The organism is Streptomyces sp. NPDC007095 (assembly GCF_040634475.1).
Taxonomy (GTDB): Bacteria; Actinomycetota; Actinomycetes; order Streptomycetales; family Streptomycetaceae; genus Streptomyces.
Genome location: NZ_JBEYFS010000269.1, coordinates 1 through 15,082, shown reverse-complemented (window position 1 = coordinate 15,082; position 15,082 = coordinate 1). Strand labels below are relative to the sequence as shown.

Annotated in this window: 17 protein-coding genes; 10 read left to right on the top strand and 7 right to left on the bottom strand. The window is 71.2% G+C overall.

Translation table 11 applies throughout. The annotated features are described in order from the left end of the window. Nucleotides 1–139: 139 nt before the first annotated feature. Both ABZ656_RS50090 and ABZ656_RS50085 read right to left on the bottom strand, forming a co-directional pair. The gene (locus ABZ656_RS50090; protein ID WP_101407169.1) at nucleotides 140–2,473 is read right to left on the bottom strand and encodes an FHA domain-containing protein; all 2,334 of its coding nucleotides are present in this window, start codon (nucleotides 2,471–2,473) and stop codon (nucleotides 140–142) included. A 296-nt stretch (nucleotides 2,474–2,769) separates the two neighbouring features. After that, on the bottom strand, nucleotides 2,770–3,180 hold the full coding sequence (locus ABZ656_RS50085) for a hypothetical protein (protein WP_101407170.1): 411 nt from the start codon (nucleotides 3,178–3,180) through the stop codon (nucleotides 2,770–2,772). Nucleotides 3,181–3,539: 359 nt separating this feature from the next. On the opposite strand from ABZ656_RS50085, the gene ABZ656_RS50080 reads away from it, so the two are divergent. After that, complete coding sequence (locus tag ABZ656_RS50080; RefSeq protein WP_101407171.1) at nucleotides 3,540–3,920, top strand: nuclear transport factor 2 family protein; 381 nt, start codon at nucleotides 3,540–3,542, stop codon at nucleotides 3,918–3,920. Nucleotides 3,921–4,094: 174 nt separating this feature from the next. Beyond that, nucleotides 4,095–4,427: a DUF1905 domain-containing protein gene (locus tag ABZ656_RS50075; RefSeq protein WP_101407172.1), complete on the top strand. Its 333-nt coding sequence runs from the start codon at nucleotides 4,095–4,097 to the stop codon at nucleotides 4,425–4,427. Here ABZ656_RS50075 and ABZ656_RS50070 read toward each other — a convergent pair. Next, entirely contained in the window at nucleotides 4,417–5,346 is a 930-nt protein-coding gene (locus tag ABZ656_RS50070) for an AraC family transcriptional regulator (protein WP_101407173.1), read from the bottom strand. The two genes, ABZ656_RS50075 and ABZ656_RS50070, sit on opposite strands and share 11 nt — an antisense overlap. A gap of 100 nt (nucleotides 5,347–5,446) precedes the next feature. Here ABZ656_RS50070 and ABZ656_RS50065 point away from each other — a divergent pair, with 100 nt between their 5' ends. Then, on the top strand, nucleotides 5,447–6,442 hold the full coding sequence (locus ABZ656_RS50065; RefSeq protein ID WP_360278254.1) for an oxidoreductase: 996 nt from the start codon (nucleotides 5,447–5,449) through the stop codon (nucleotides 6,440–6,442). A gap of 53 nt (nucleotides 6,443–6,495) precedes the next feature. On the opposite strand, the gene mgrA is transcribed toward ABZ656_RS50065, so the two are convergent. Continuing rightward, nucleotides 6,496–7,488: an L-glyceraldehyde 3-phosphate reductase gene (gene mgrA / locus ABZ656_RS50060; RefSeq protein WP_360278251.1), complete on the bottom strand. Its 993-nt coding sequence runs from the start codon at nucleotides 7,486–7,488 to the stop codon at nucleotides 6,496–6,498. 127 nt (nucleotides 7,489–7,615) lie between these two features. Between mgrA and ABZ656_RS50055 the strand changes: the two genes are divergently transcribed. The 3 genes from ABZ656_RS50055 (at nucleotide 7,616) to ABZ656_RS50045 (ending at nucleotide 10,648) form a co-directional block, all read left to right on the top strand. Next, nucleotides 7,616–8,509 carry a LysR substrate-binding domain-containing protein gene (locus ABZ656_RS50055; protein WP_101407176.1) on the top strand — a complete coding sequence of 298 codons (894 nt, stop codon included), beginning with the start codon at nucleotides 7,616–7,618 and terminating at the stop codon, nucleotides 8,507–8,509. A gap of 408 nt (nucleotides 8,510–8,917) precedes the next feature. Beyond that, nucleotides 8,918–10,111: a carotenoid oxygenase family protein gene (locus tag ABZ656_RS50050; protein ID WP_360278248.1), complete on the top strand. Its 1,194-nt coding sequence runs from the start codon at nucleotides 8,918–8,920 to the stop codon at nucleotides 10,109–10,111. 27 nt (nucleotides 10,112–10,138) lie between these two features. Beyond that, nucleotides 10,139–10,648: a DinB family protein gene (locus ABZ656_RS50045; protein WP_360278245.1), complete on the top strand. Its 510-nt coding sequence runs from the start codon at nucleotides 10,139–10,141 to the stop codon at nucleotides 10,646–10,648. Here ABZ656_RS50045 and ABZ656_RS50040 read toward each other — a convergent pair. From ABZ656_RS50040 to ABZ656_RS50030, 3 genes are read right to left on the bottom strand one after another with little or no spacing between them, the layout of a single operon-like run. Beyond that, complete coding sequence (locus tag ABZ656_RS50040; protein WP_360278242.1) at nucleotides 10,636–11,700, bottom strand: adenosine deaminase; 1,065 nt, start codon at nucleotides 11,698–11,700, stop codon at nucleotides 10,636–10,638. The genes ABZ656_RS50045 and ABZ656_RS50040 overlap by 13 nt on opposite strands. Nucleotides 11,701–11,741: 41 nt before the next feature. Then, entirely contained in the window at nucleotides 11,742–12,134 is a 393-nt protein-coding gene (locus ABZ656_RS50035; RefSeq protein ID WP_101407179.1) for a VOC family protein, read from the bottom strand. Nucleotides 12,135–12,165: 31 nt separating this feature from the next. After that, nucleotides 12,166–12,327 (bottom strand): hypothetical protein, encoded by a 162-nt coding sequence (locus ABZ656_RS50030; protein ID WP_360278239.1) that lies wholly within the window; start codon nucleotides 12,325–12,327, stop codon nucleotides 12,166–12,168. Nucleotides 12,328–12,508: 181 nt separating this feature from the next. Between ABZ656_RS50030 and ABZ656_RS50025 the strand changes: the two genes are divergently transcribed. From ABZ656_RS50025 to ABZ656_RS50010, 4 genes are all read left to right on the top strand, one after another. Then, the gene (locus ABZ656_RS50025) at nucleotides 12,509–13,255 is read left to right on the top strand and encodes a phosphatase PAP2 family protein (protein ID WP_101407180.1); all 747 of its coding nucleotides are present in this window, start codon (nucleotides 12,509–12,511) and stop codon (nucleotides 13,253–13,255) included. Beyond that, nucleotides 13,209–13,754, top strand: coding sequence for a hypothetical protein (locus ABZ656_RS50020; RefSeq protein WP_360278236.1), 546 nt, complete (start codon nucleotides 13,209–13,211; stop codon nucleotides 13,752–13,754). Before ABZ656_RS50025 ends, ABZ656_RS50020 begins: the two co-directional genes overlap by 47 nt. Before the next feature lie 150 nt (nucleotides 13,755–13,904). Continuing rightward, nucleotides 13,905–14,261, top strand: a complete 357-nt coding sequence (locus ABZ656_RS50015) for a hypothetical protein (protein ID WP_360278233.1) — start codon at nucleotides 13,905–13,907, stop codon at nucleotides 14,259–14,261. A 71-nt stretch (nucleotides 14,262–14,332) separates the two neighbouring features. Then, nucleotides 14,333–15,043: a dienelactone hydrolase family protein gene (locus ABZ656_RS50010; RefSeq protein WP_101407182.1), complete on the top strand. Its 711-nt coding sequence runs from the start codon at nucleotides 14,333–14,335 to the stop codon at nucleotides 15,041–15,043. The last annotated feature ends 39 nt before the right edge of the window (nucleotides 15,044–15,082 follow it).

The window sequence follows — 15,082 nt, the reverse complement described above, 5'->3', positions numbered from 1 at the left end:
GGCACCGGGAGCAGCGCGTCGAGCGGCACGGTGGGCCGGGAGGGGTCCGGCGCCTCCCAGGCGGGCAGGCCGTCCGGCGGAACGACGTGCGTCGGGCGGAAGTCGTCGGTCGTCGCCGGGTCGGGAGTCGTCATCGCACCTACTTCCGCATGACCTCGGGTTCGTGCCGCCGCAGCAGCCGGGCCACCACGCATCCGAAGACGATCGACAGCACGGCCAGCATGCTCACGTTGACCAGCCACACGCTGGGCTCGTGCCGGAACAGCGGGTCGGAGGTGAACGTCCCCGGGACGATCCGGCCCAGGGCGATGGTCCCCGACATCGCGCCCAGGGCCCAGCGGGAGGGGACGAGCCAGGCCACTTGCTCCATACCGGGCACGCCGTGCAGCTTGAGCAGCGCGCCGCTGAAGACCACCTGGACGACGGCGATCAGCACCAGCAGCGGCATGGTGACCTCCTCCTTGGTCACCATCGCGGAGACCAGGAGGCCGAGCATCATCGCGCTGAAGGCCAGCAGAGCCACGGCCAGCGTGATCTCGAGAAGCGGCGACATGAGGACCCCTTTGCCGCGGGGCGCGTTGAGGTCGACGCCGAACAGCGCGACGAGGGTGAGGACGACGGCCTGGAGAACGGTGATGGTGCCGAGGACCACGATCTTCGACATCAGGTACGCCGACCGGGACAGGCCGACCGCGCGCTCCCGCTGGTAGATGACCCGTTCCTTCACCACTTCGCGTACGGCGTTGGCCGCGCCCGCCAGGACTCCGCCGATGCACAGGGTGAGCAGCGCGTTCATCGACGTCTCCAGCGTCAGTTTGCTGCCGGCCACGGCGCGGGCCATCACGCCCATGATGCACGGCAGCGCGATCATGACGGCGAGGAAGGTCCGGTCGGCGCTGAGCACGGCCGCGTACCGGCGCACCAGGGTACCGAGTTGCGCGACCCAGCTCTGCGCCTTGGGCGGCGGTCCGACGGCGGCGGCCGGGCCGGCCCGGAGCAGATGAGGCTGTGGGCTGGAGCTGTCGATGTACCGGCCCTGGAGCGGCGAGCTCCGGTACTCCCCCGCCCAGTCCCGGCCCTGGTCGCGCTCGAAGGCCTCGAAGGCCTCGGGCCACTGCTCGTAGCCGAAGTAGGCGAGCGCGTCTTCGGGCGGTCCGAAGTAGGCGACCTTGCCGCCGGGCGCGAGCACCAGGAGCCGGTCGCAGACGTCGAGGCTGAGGACGCTGTGGGTGACCACGATGACCGTACGGCCGTCGTCCGCGAGGCCGCGCAGCATGTGCATCACCGAGCGGTCCATGCCGGGGTCGAGACCGGAGGTGGGTTCGTCCAGGAACAGCAGCGACGGCTTGGTCAGCAGCTCCAGGGCGACACTGACCCGCTTGCGCTGACCGCCGGACAGACTGTGGATGGGCTGGCCGACGCGCTGCTCCAGGCCCAGCTCCTGGATGACCTCGTCGACCCGCGCCTGGCGCTCCGCCTTCGCGGTGTCCTGCGGAAAGCGCAGCTCGGCGGCGTACGAGAGGGCCCGCCGCACCGTCAACTGGGCGTGCAGGATGTCGTCCTGCGGCACGAGGCCGATGCGCTGGCGCAGCTCGGCGTAGTCCCGGTAGAGGTCGCGGCCGTCGTACAGGACCGCGCCGCGGTCGGCGGGGCGCTGCCCGGTGAGGGCGTTGAGGAGCGTGGACTTCCCGGCGCCGCTGGGGCCCACGACGGCCAGCAGACACTTCTCGCCGACGGGAAAGGACACCTCGTCGAGGAGGATCTTGCGGCCGCGGTCGACGGCGACGGTGAGTTCCTGGACATCGAGGGAGACCGCGCCGGTGTCGACGTACTCCTGCAACTCGTCCCCGACGAGGCAGAACGCGGAGTGGCCGATGCCGACGATGTCACCGGTGGTGATCGGGGCGCGGGTGACGGGCTGCCCGTTGAGGAACGTGCCGTTGTGGCTGCCGAGGTCGAGGATCTCGTACGTCCTGTCCGGGTGGGCCAGCAGTTCGGCGTGCCGCCGGGAGACGACCAGGTCGTCGATGACCAGGTCGTTCTCGGCGCCGCGGCCGATGCGGACGGTGCGGGTGGGCAGCGGGCGTACGGTGGTCGGCCGTTGGAAGGTGCCGCTGGCCGAGGCTCGGAAGGCTCCTGACGGCCGCTGCGAGGTCCTGCCGGCGAAGACCGCCCGGGGGCCGTCGGAGGGGCTGCCGAAGTGGATGACGCTGCCGGGTCCGACGCCCCATTCGCGGACCCGCCTGCCGTCGGCGTACGTGCCGTTCGTGCTGTTCTCGTCCTGGATCGTCCAGTGGTCGGCCTCGGGCCGCAGGACCGCGTGGTGCCACGAGACCCGGACGTCGTCGATGACGATCTCGCTCGACGGGTCGCGCCCGACGTGATAGTCGCGGCTCGGACTCAGCACCGTGGAGCCCGTCTCGGTTTCGAGGACGAGTTCGGGCGCCGTCGGCGCGACCGACCGCTCTCCCATGCCCAGAATTCTAGCTATTCGTTCACATATGCGCCTGATCAGCGGCTCATGGCCGGTTCCGCCCGAGCTCCGCGCCTCCGCGAGGCGGGTCGGGGCGGGCAGCGGCACCAGATGGCGGGCTCGGTCGCCGTGGCACAGCGCGCCTCCGGCAGCACCGACCAGGACGATTCCCACGTGTTCCGGGCGGCGACCGCCGGAGTGGTCGGCTGGGACGACAGCGAGTGGGGCTGTTGCGACCGGCTGATCTTCCTGGCCCTGCCGGCCGGAGGACCCCTCCGGGACCTGTCCGGTGGTGGTCAGGCCGCGGAGGTGCCGAGGGCGGCGGCGGTCCGCTGCATGCGCAGCGCGTCGACGGATTCGGCGAGCAGTTCGTACTCGGTGGTGTCGTCGCTGGTGGCGATGCGGACGAGCTTTCCGGCAGCCAACTCCTCTGCGACCAGCTCCTGCTGGAGGGTGTCACCGCACCAGGCGCGCAGGACGCTCGGCACGTCCGGGACGGTGTCCGCGACCGGTGCGATCGAGTTCGGCGGGAAGGTCGGATCGTCGGGCTGCGGATCGAGCCGCGACGCCATCCAGGAGGCACGGTCCCGCATCCACCACAGGGCCAGCGCCAGGGTGGGCGCGCGATAGGTCCCCAACGGGACGCCGATGCGTCTGCCTCCGCATATTCCGTATGCGGTCACATGGCACAGGAATTCGTCGTGCACGATCGCTCCCCCATTGCAACGCTCTCCGCCGGCCCGGCCTCGCTTTCCCTGCGGCTCGCTCACTGCGTGCGGCTCGTTCGTGGTGCACGGTGGTGCTGCGCGCGGGCGTGGCTGAATCGCCCTGTCACTCGAGTATCGCCACTCCTGACACTCTGTCACCATGCCATTCCAGCCAGTCTCCTGGCATATTCACCGCCCGGTTTGGCCGAAACGCGACTCGCTGTCCTTACCCGGGAGGTAATCGACGCCCTCGGGCGTCGGCGGGCATGGTTGCGGTATCGGATCCCGGCGGGGAATTACAGCTCGGAATCCACTCACTGACCAGCAACTACCCTACTTTCCACGGAGGTTGATCCACCATGTCCGCAGCCAACGACCGTTACGAGAACGCCGTCGCCCGCTACTTCGAGGCCTGGAACGCCACTGACCGGGATGCGCTCGCCAAGGCGGTCGCCGCCGCCTGGAGCGCGGACGGCGGCTACACGGACCCGCTGGCCGACGTCCGCGGGCACGACGGGATCGCGGCGGTGATCGCGGCGGCGCACGAGCAGTTCCCGGGGTTCTCCTTCCGACCCGCCGGGCCGGTCGACGGGCACCACGACATCGCCCGCTTCGGCTGGGAACTGGTCAACGAGGCCGACGGCACGGCACCCGTCGCCGGATTCGACGTGATCACCCTGGACGCCGCGGACAGGATCCGCAGCGTGCACGGATTCCTGGACCGCGTGCCGACGCAGTAGTACTCCCAGCAATGCTCCCGCCGGCGCACGGCGGTGGAGACCCGAGGCTCCACCGGGCTCGGCGCGGTCACCGCCCGTGAACCGGCCCTCACCGCCCTGCGCGCAGGACCGCGATGAGTTCTCCCGCCCCCGGTGGTCTCTTGAGCAGGACACCCACCGGAAGCGGAGGACCACATGAGCACCGTCGGCAAGGAGAACGAGGAGAACAAGGCGGACAGGGCGGGCCGGGCGGGCAGGCTGGACCAGCAGTTCACCACGGCGCTGCGCAAGAGCCCCGACAAGGGCGGCTGGACCTACGTCGTCCGGCCGGAGTCCGTCTCCTTCTTCGGAACCCGCGGACCGGTCAAGGTCAGCGGCACGATCGACGGGCACTCCTTCCACAGTTCCTTCATGGCCCTGGGCGACGGCACCCACAAGCTGCCGGTGAAGGCCGACGTGCGCAAGGCGATCGGCAAAGAGGAGGGCGACACCGTGACGGTCCGCCTGGAAGAGCGCCTCAGCCCGTGAGGGCCGCCCGTGCGCCGTCACGGTAGCGCCGCGGCGCGACACCCGTCGTCCGCTTGAAGGCGTTGCTGAACGCGCTCTCGGACGTGTAGCCGACCCGCTGGGCCAGGGCCGACACCGACGTCTCGCCGTCCCGCAGGGCGCGCCGGGCCAGACTCATCCGCCAGTCCAGCAGATATGTCAGGGGCGGCACCCCGGCCACGGCCCGGAAGCGCTCGGCGAAGGTGGTCCGGGACATGGCCGCCGCCCTGGCGAGCTCCTCCAGCTGCCAGGGGCGGCCCGGGTCGGCGTGCATGAGCCGCAGCGCCGGGGCGATGCGCTCGTCGGCGAGGGCGCGCAGCCGTCCGGCAGGGAGGGCGTCGGCGTCCGCGAGATAGGCTCGCAGGACCTGGACGAACATGAGCTGGGCGAGCTGGTCGGCCGCGAAGTCGGCCCCGGCCCGCCGGGCGGTCAGTTCGCGCAGCAGCTGGTCGAGCAGCCAGCGCATGACCGGCGCCTCCTCGGCGCCGGACCGGACGCACAGCAGCGGTGGCAGGGCGTGCAGGAGCAACTCCTCGCCTGCCCGGCCCAGTTCGATGTGGCCGCCCACGAAGACGGCGTCCTCTCCCCCGCCGTAGTGAATCATCGACCCGGAGGTGTCCGCGAAGAGTGTCGTGGCGTCCACCGGCTCCACGGACGGATCGCTCGCGACCACGAACGCCCGGCTGCCGTCGAACACGGCCACATCACCCGGCCCCAGCCGGGCGAACTCCGGCAGTCCCTCCACGGACACCGACATGCCGCCCTGCACCACTGCGGTGATCTTGAGCATCCCGGGCGGCGGGAAACGCAGCGCCCAGTCACCGCCGGCCGTGAAGCCGCCGGAGATGACGCACCGGGCGTCCATGAGGCCGAGGGTGTCGGAGAGAGGATCCGCAGGCATGTCCGTACTATCGCGCAAGTAATGCGGACTATCAAGCATTCATCGTACGGATTCCCGGTTCTACGGTGGTCGGGAAGGCACACCTGAGGAGATCCGAACCATGACCACCGAGCAACAGCAGCAGCCCCGCCACTCCGGGTTCGACGCCGCGTCCAGCGCCGAGGACGTCATCAAGGGCATCGATCTGACCGGCAAGGTCGCCGTCGTCACCGGCGGCTACTCCGGCATCGGACTGGAGACCGTGCGTGTCCTGCGGGCCGCGGGCGCCGATGTCGTCGTACCGGCGCGGGACACCGAAAGGGCTCGGGCCACGCTCAAGGGGATCGACGGCGTCGAGACCGCGCCCATGGATCTGCTGGATCCGGCCTCGATCGACGCGTTCGCCGGGCGTTTCCTCGACTCCGGCCGGCCGCTGCACATCCTCGTCAACAGCGCGGGCGTCATGGCGACGCCGCTGACGCGCGACGCCCGGGGGTACGAGGTGCAGTTCGCCACGAACCACCTCGGCCACTTCCAGCTGGTCGCCCGCCTGTGGCCGGCGCTGCGCCGGGCGCACGGGGCCCGGGTCGTGTCGGTGTCCTCGTGGGGTCACCGGTTCTCGCCCGTCCTGTTCGACGACCCGCACTTCGAGCACCACGCGTACGACCGCTGGGTCGCCTACGGGCAGTCGAAGACGGCGAACATCCTCTTCGCGCTCGGTGTCGACGAGCGGGGGAAGGCGGACGGGATCCGGGCCTTCGCCCTGCACCCGGGAAGCATCGTCGACACCGGTCTGAAGAAGTACCTGGCCGAGGAGGACCTCAGGGCCGTCGGCGTCCTCGACGCGGACGGCCGGCCGATCCTCGACCCGGAACGGCAGCTGAAGACCGTCGAGCAGGGCGCGGCCACCAGCGTGTGGTGCGCGACCAGCCCCCTGCTCGAGGGCACGGGCGGCGTGTACTGCGAGAACAGCGACATCGCCCCTCCGATGTCCGCGGAGGAGGGCCGTGAGTGGTCCCTCGGGAACAGGTCGGCGAAGGCCGGCGTGGTGCCCTACGCCGTGGACCCGGCGGCGGTCGACCGCCTCTGGGAGCTCAGCGAGCGGCTCACCGCCTGACCGACCGGGCCGCACGGCCCGGTCGGCCTCTCCGACGGCCTGACCAGCGATCCTCAGGCCTTGATGACCGCGTCGATCCGCGCCAGCTCCTCCGCGGTGAAGTCCAGGGCGCGGATGGCCGCGACGCTGTCCTCCAGCTGCTGGGGGCTGCTCGCGCCGATGAGCGCGGAGGTCACCCGGCCGCCGCGCAGCACCCAGGCGAGCGCCAGCTGCGCCAGGGACTGGCCGCGGGACTTGGCGATCTCGTCGAGGGCGCGCAGCTGCCGTACCAGGTCCTCGGTGACCGTGTCGGCGCTCAGGAAGGGGCTGTCGCTCGCGGCGCGCGAGCCCTCCGGGATGCCGTCGAGGTAGCGACTGGTGAGCAGGCCCTGCTCCAGCGGGGAGTAGGCGATGGAGCCGACCCGCAGCTCGTCCAGCGTGTCCAGGAGCCCCTCGTCCTCGGGGCGGCGGTCGAGCATCGAGTAGCGCGGCTGGTGGATCAGCAGCGGGGTGCCAAGCTCGCCCAGGATGCGGGCGGCTTCCCGGGTCTGCTCCGCGGAGTAGTTGGAGACACCGACGTAGAGCGCCTTGCCCTGCTGGACCGCCGAGTGCAGGGCGCCCATCGTCTCCTCCAGGGGAGTCTCCGGGTCGGGGCGGTGCGAGTAGAAGATGTCCACGTAGTCCAGGCCCATCCGGGCCAGGCTCTGGTCGAGCGAGGACAGCAGGTACTTGCGGGAGCCCCATTCGCCGTAGGGGCCCGGCCACATCAGGTATCCGGCCTTGGTGGAGATGACCAGCTCGTCGCGGTGGTGCGCGAAGTCCGCCTTCAGGGCGTCACCGAGGGCCGACTCGGCGGCGCCGGGCGGCGGACCGTAGTTGTTGGCCAGGTCGAAGTGGGTGACACCGAGATCGAAGGCGCGGCGCAGGATCGCGCGCTGGGTCTCCACCGGCCGGTCGGGGCCGAAGTTGTGCCACAGGCCGAGCGACAGCGCGGGCAGCTTCAGTCCGCTGCGTCCGGTGCGCCGGTAGGGCATGTCCGCGTAACGGTCGGGGTGTGCGGTGTACAACGCGTACTCCTGAAAGGCCGGGAAAACAGGTCTCCACTCTCGCGCGGGCACGGTGCAGAGGTCCAACGGGAGAATCGGATGGGACTGAGCGACGGCGCTTCTCAATCGGCGACTACTGTTGTGCCCCATGGAACTGCGCCACCTTCAGCACTTCGTCGCGGTCGCCGAGGACCAGCATTTCACCCGGGCGGCGGAACGGCTGATGGTGTCGCAGTCGGGACTGTCGTCCTCCATCCGCGCCCTGGAGCGGGAGCTTCAGGCCCCGCTGTTCGTGCGTACCACCCGTCGGGTCACGCTCACGGAGGCCGGTCGCGCCCTGCTCGGCGAGGCGGAGCGGATCCTCGCCCAGGTGCGCTCGGCGCAGGACGCGGTGGCCGCCGTGCAGGGCGTCCTGCGCGGCACGCTCTCCCTGGGCACCGAGCAGTGCATCGCGGGCGTGGATGTGGCCAAGCTCCTCGCCGCGTTCCGGCGGCGTCATCCCGATGTCGAGATCCGGCTGCGGCAGGCGGGCTCCGAGGCGCTGGCCGAGGAGGTCGGCGCGGGCCGTCTCGACCTGGCCTTCGCCGTCAGGACGCGGGCTGACGGGGACCAGCTGCGGTCGGTCCCGCTGACCAGCGAGCCGATGACCGTGCTCTGCCATCCCACCCACCACCTCGCGACCGCCGCCGTGGTCACCCCCCAGGAGCTGGGCGGCGAGGCCTTCGTCGACTTCCACCCCGACTGGGGGCCGCGCCGCACCACGGACGCGGCCTTCGCGGCGGCGGACGTGCGGCGGACCGTGGCGCTGGAGGTCAGCGACGTGCACAGCCTGCTGGAGCTGGTCCACGAGGGCCTCGGCATCGCCGTCGTGCCCCGCCACTTCGGCCACAAGCGCGAGGCCGGCGCTCTCACCTCCCTCCCTTTCAAGGGCGCCTGTGACGCCTCGTACGAGACCGTCGCCATGCTGCCGCCGCCGGACGCCACCAGTCCGGCGGCGCGGGCGCTGATGGTGCTTCTCGACACCCCGCAAGAGGGGGCCTGACACCACCCCCGGACGGGCTCCAGCACGCCTGACCCGGCCCGCTCCCCGGCCGCGGACTCGTGGACGTCCGCAAAGGCGACCGCGAGGCTGGCGTACGGAGTTGGCGGATCACACACGGCGGACGGTCCTGCGCGGGACTGCGGTCGCGGCGGCGGGAGGGCTCGTCGGCGCGATGGGGGGCCGGGTGGCAGCGGCAGCGGCACCGGTGTCGGGCGCGGCGACACAGGGCGGACATCGGTTCCCGTTCCTCGAGGGGGCGTTCAAGCCCGTCACCGAGGAACTGACGGCGTTCGACCTGCCGGTCACCGGACGCACTCCGCGCGAACTGAACGGCCGCTTCCTGCGCACCGGTCCCGACGTCGTGGGTCTGGAGGACCCGCGCGCCCACCACTGGAGCTGGGTGAGGGCATGGTGCACGGGGTGCGGCTGCGGGACGGCAGCGCGGAGTGGTACCGCAACCGCTGGGTCCGCTCGGCCTCCGTGGCCAGGAAGCTCGGCGAGCCGTACCCCGGACCCGTCCCGCGGGACGACTTCCCGTGCAACACCCAAGTGATGGGGTACAAGGGACGGATCCTGGCCCTCCAGGAGAGCGGGCCGCTGCCGTACGAACTCGACCACGAGCTCAATACGGTGGGCACGTACGACTTCCGCGGCACCCTCGAAGGAGCATTCACCGGCCACACCAAGTTCGACGCGGCGGCCGGCGAGCTGCACGCGATCGGCTACCACCCCACCTGGGACCACGTCCGGCACCAGGTGATCGACCACACGGGCCGGGTCGCGAGGACCACGCGGATCCCGGTGGCGGACGCGCCGATGACGCACGACTTCGCGCTCACCGAGAAGTACGTCGTGATCTTCGATCTGCCCATCACCTTCGACCCCGCGGGAGCCGAGCGGGGCGACATCGTGCCGTACGTCTGGAACGAGAAGCACCCGACGCGAGTGGGTCTGCTGCCGCGCGCGGGCGGTGGGGTCCGCTGGTTCGAGGTGGATCCGGTCCACTACTCGCACACTCTGAACGCGTACGACGAGGACTCGTCCGTGGTTGTCGACATGACGGCCTACCCGGCGCCCTTCCATGTCGCGGGCCGCGGCTCCGGCGGACCGTACGGGGCCGACACCGCCTCGCTCGAACGCTGGACGATCGACGTGGCGCACGGCCGGGTGCGCACCAGGACGCTCGACGACCGCCCGCAGGAGTTCCCGCGCGTCCACGAGGCGTTGGTGTCCAGGCGGCACCGTTACGCCTACACGGCGGCCGCCGCCGACATGACCCTGGCGTATCTGACGCCCGACGGGAACCCGCCCGACCGGGCCTTCGCCAACGCACTGATCAAGCACGACATGCTCCGCGGGACCACCCAGGTCCACCGGCTGCCGCGGGACGCCGCCGCAGGGGAAGCCGTCTTCGTACTCTCCGAGGGCGCACGGGCCGAGGACGACGGCTACGCGATCGCCTACGTGCACAACCCCGATCGCGGGGCCGTCGACCTGGTGATCCTGGCCGCCCAGGACTTCACGGGCGAGCCGGTCGCCCGGGTCCGTCTCCCGGGGCGGGTGCCGCTCGGCTTCCACGGGAGTTGGATTCCGGACGCGTGAGGGACCGCGATGCGCGATGGTGGACGCATGCATGCAAAGGACATCCTCATCGACGCGTACAGCCGCATCCAGGAAGAGGTCCATGCCGCCGTCGGAGGCCTGCCGCCGGACGTTCTCAACGCCCGCCCCTCGGACGACGCCAACTCCGTCTCATGGCTGGTCTGGCACCTCACCCGCGTCCAGGACGACCATGTCGCGGACGCCGCCGGGCTCGAGCAGGTCTGGCTCTCGCAGGACTGGGAGAAGCGCTTCGGCCTCGATCTGCCGCGCCGGGACACGGGGTACGGGCACAGCTCCGCGAAGGTCGCCAAGGTGCGGGTCGACTCCGGTGACCTGCTGACCGGGTACTACGACGCCGTGCACGAACAGACGCTGGAGTTCCTGCGCGGGCTGGCCGCCAAGGACTTCGAGCGGATCGCGGACGAACGCTGGGATCCCCCGGTCACGCTGGGCGTACGGCTGGTAAGCGTCCTGTCCGACGATCTGCAGCACGTCGGACAGGCCGCCTATGTACGGGGGCTGGTTCAGAGGGCGTAGCCGGGCAGCACGACGTCCTCGATGAGGGCCTTGCGCTCGTCGAACGGGATGAACGCGCTCTTCACGGCGTTCACCGTGACCGTGCGCAGGTCCTCCACGGTCCAGCCCGCCTCCTCGACCAGCAGCGCCATCTCGCGCGTCATCGTGGTGCCCGACACCAGACGGTTGTCGGTGTTCAGGGTGACGCGGAAGCCGAGGTCGCGCAGGGCCGTGATGGGGTGCTCGGCGATGGAGGTCGCGGCGCCCGTCTGGAGGTTCGACGTCGGGCACATCTCCAGGGCGATACGGCGGTCGCGCACCCAGCCCGCGAGGCGGCCGAGCTTGCCGTCGACGATGTCCTCGGTGATGCGGACGCCGTGACCGATGCGCTGGGCGCCACAGACCTGGAGGGCCTGGTGGATGCTGGGCAGGCCGTGGGCCTCACCGGCGTGGATGGTGAACGGGACGCTCTCGCCGCGCAGGTGCTCGAAGGCGGCGAGGTGGTCGGCGGGCGGGAAGCCGTCCTCGGCCCCCGCGATGTCGAAGCCGACGACGCCGGCGTCCCGGAACGCCACCGCGAGGTCGGCGATCTCCCGGGTGCGGTCGAACATGCGCATCCCGCACAGCAGGGTGCCCACCCGGACCGGGGTGCCCGCTGCCGCGGCCTTGGCCATACCGGCCGCCAGGCCCTCCTGCACGGTCTCGACGACCTCGGGCAGTGTCAGCCCGCCGTTCACCATCAGCTCGGGCGCGTACCGGACCTCGCCGTAGACGACGCCGTCCTCGGCCAGGTCGAGCACGTACTCCTCGGCCGTGCGCAGCAGGCCCTCACGGGTCTGCATCACGGCGAGGGTGTGCTCGAAGGTGGCTATGTAGCGCACCAGGTCACCGGAGTTGGCGGCCTCGTAGTACCAGGCGGCCAGCGCCTCCGGGTCGGTGGTGGGCAGCGTGTGGCCGACCGTCCCGGCGAGCTCCACCAGGGTGGCGGGGCGCAGGCCGCCGTCGAGGTGGTCGTGCAGCACGGCCTTGGGGAGACGGCGGATGGTGTCGATGTCGATGCGGGGCGCGGTCATGCGTGTCGTTCCTCGGCAGGTTCTGAACAGATGGGTGGATGTCAGGCGGCGGGCTGGAGCAAATCCCAGCGGTTTCCGTACAGGTCCTGGAAGACGACGACCGAGCCGTACGGTTCGTGGCGCGGCTCTTCCAGGAAGGTCACGCCCGCCTCGCGCATGCGGGCGTGGTCGCGAGCGAAGTCGTCGGTGTGCAGGAAGAAGCCCACGCGCCCGCCGGTCTGGTCGCCGACCCGGCCGCGCTGCGCCTCGTCCTTGGCCCGGGCCAGCAGCAGTCCGCTGCCGCCGCCCTCCGCGCCCGGCTCGACGACGACCCAGCGGGAGCCGTCGGGCCGCGGCTGGTCCTCGACGAGCCGGAACCCGAGGGCTTCGGTGTAGAAGCGGATCGCCTCGTCGTAGTCGTCGACGACGAGGGTGACCAGCGCGATGCGTCGCATCGGGACCCCTTAGGTAGTTATACGTAACACGTTAGGGTACGGCATCCCACCGCATGCTCCCGCCGCGCCCCGCCCACGCCGGGTCGCAGGGTGCGGCGGGGTGCGGGACGCTGGTCACACCCCCGGCCTGCCGGCCCCGGTCGGCGTCCGGCAGGCCCGCATACCGCGCACGGCGTTCGTCCATCGCGTCCATCGCGGGAACGATCCCGGCCCGGCAATCGTCTACAGTTCTGTAGACCGTCTACAGGATTGTAGTCATCGCGGACGCGGTCTTCCGACGCGCCCGCACGCCCACCATGGAAGGGTCCTCCGTCGATGTCCGCAGCCCCGCGCACCGCACTGCCGTACGCGGCCGATGTTCCCCGGGCCCTGTCATGAGGCGCGCGGACGCGACCGAGCTCGCGGGATCGACCGCGGTCGGCAGCCTGGTCGCCTTCGTGCTGCTGACGCTGGTCGTGACCGGCCAGGACGGCGCCCCGCTCTTCGGTGACCAGGACCTCAACGCCTGGTCCGCGGACCACCGACCACCCGTCGCGCTGGCCGTGGCCCGCGGTCTGACCTACACGGGCACGGGCCTCGTGCCGTACATGCTGGTCGCGCTGGCGGGTGTCGTCCTCGGCCGCACCGCACGGCAGCGGATCCTTTTCGCCCTCGGCTGCGTCGGCTGTCTCGTCGCCGCCCAGGCCGTTCGGTACGGCGTGATGTCCCTGGTCGCCCGCCCCCGCCCCGCGACGGCCGAGTGGGCCACGCACGCCTCAGGCTGGTCCTTCCCCTCGGGCCACACCACCACGTCCGCCATCGCCGGCGGACTGCTCATTCTCGCGGTGCTCGCCCGGGCGCCACGCGGCGGACGGGCCCTCGCGGCACTCCTCGCATGCTGGGCCGCCCTCGTCGGACTCACCAGGGTGTACCTGGGCGTCCACTGGTTCTCCGACGTGCTCGGCGGCTGGCTGTTCGCCCTGTGCTGGCTGAGTCTCAGCGTCTACGCCCTCGCCCGCATCGCCCCGCACACGTTCTCCTCCATATCGGCGCTCCGTCTCCGCCCAGGTCCCACGACGACGGAAGAGCGCCCCGATGACTCCCACCCCCACCGCGAAATCCCCCCTCACCCGGCTCCGTGACCACCTCGGCTGGGCCGTCGGCGCGTCCTACCTCGCCGCCGCGGCCCTGCCGGCGCCGGGGCAGTGGTTGCGTCATCCGCACATGATCGGGGCGGCCGGGATTCCGCACATCGCCTTCGAGACCCCTCGTTTCCTGCTGTCCCTGCTCCTGTTCACCGCAGGCATGCAGGTGCCGATCCACGAACTGCGGGCGTTGGTCAGGCGCCCCACCGCGCTGCTGACCGGGCTCGTCCTCCATCTGGTCGCACCCCTGCTGATCATTCCGGGCGTCGCCTTCGCGCTGAGCCGGTCGCCCGACAGCGACGGGGGCAGCGGAATGATCGCGGCGATGATCCTGATCGTCGCGATGCCGGTGGCGGCCGGAGCCACCGTGTGGACGAGTAAGGGGGACGGCGACCAGTCGACGACCGTGGGCCTGGTGCTGGCGTCCACGCTCGTCAGCCCGCTCACCATCCCGGTCACCATGACGGCCCTGTGCCCCCTGCTGAGCGGCGACTAAGCGAACACGCTCTCGGGGGCCGCCCGGACCACCGGACACGCCTTCGCGCTCACGGGAGTCCTGCTCCCCTGCGGCGCCGGAATCCTGTGCCGGCTCGCCCTGCCGGACCGTGCGCTGACCCGCCTCCTCGACGTCGCGGTCCCCACGGCGATGGTCGGCTCGCTGCTCCTGACGTACATCAACGCGGGCGGTGTCCTCGGCCCCTTCCTCACCCATCCCGAACCGGTGCTGCTGGTGGCCGCGCTGGTCGTCGCCGCCACCGTCTGCGGTCTGTCGTTCACCCTGGGCCTGATCACGGCCCGTGCGCTGCGCCTGGACGGTCCGGCGGGCGCCTCCGTGACACTGGCCTGCGGGATGAACAACAGCAGTGCGAGCGCGGTCCTCATCACGACGACCCTGCCCGACCGGCCGCACGTGCTGCTGCCGGTGCTGGCGTACAGCCTGCTGCAGAAGGTGGCCGCGGGGCGCGTCGTGGGGGCCGGGGGCAGACCGGGCGCCCGCGCATGACATCGTGGAGATCAACTCGGGGCCGGCCCCGCCGGCTCCTGCCCAGCGCTGCCCCACAGGAGTTGAGTGCGATGTCCGAGCTGCCGAAGCCGACCGGAGCCCCCGCCCATCAGAACGTGACCTTCCCCAGCGCCGGGACCACGGCCCACGGCTATCTGGCGCTGCCGCCGTCCGGGCAGGGACCCGGGGTGATCGTCATCCAGGAGTGGTGGGGTCTGACCGACCACATCGCGCAGGTGGCGGACCGGCTGGCCGCGGAGGGCTTCGTGGCCCTCGCGCCCGACCTGTACGGCGGCAATGTCGCCCATGACAGCGGCGAGGCCTTCCGGATGATGAAGGAGCTGCCGGTGTCGCGCGGCGTCGAGCTCCTCTCCGGTGCGGTCGATCATCTTCTCGGGCTGCCCGAGGTCACCTCGGACACGGTGGGCGCGGTCGGCTTCTGCATGGGCGGCGGCTTCGTCCTGTACCTGGCCGCGGCCGACCCCCGGGTCAGCGCGGCGGTGCCGTTCTACGGCGTGATCCAAGGTGAGCTGCCCGACTTCTCCCGCCTGAAGGCACAGATCCAGGGTCACTACGGCGAACTCGACACGAGCATCCCGAAGGAGAACCTGGAGCAGCTGAGGGAGGCGGTCCAGCAGCAGGCGGGCGTCACCGCGGACTTCCGTCTCCACCCGGCCAACCACGCCTTCTTCAACGACGGCCGACCTGAAACGTACGACCCCGAGTCGGCCGCGCGGGCTTGGGAGAGCACGGTGGGCTTCCTGCACGAGCAGCTGGGCTGAGCGGTCGTCCGGGGGGGGGCGGGGCGGGGGGGCCCGGCG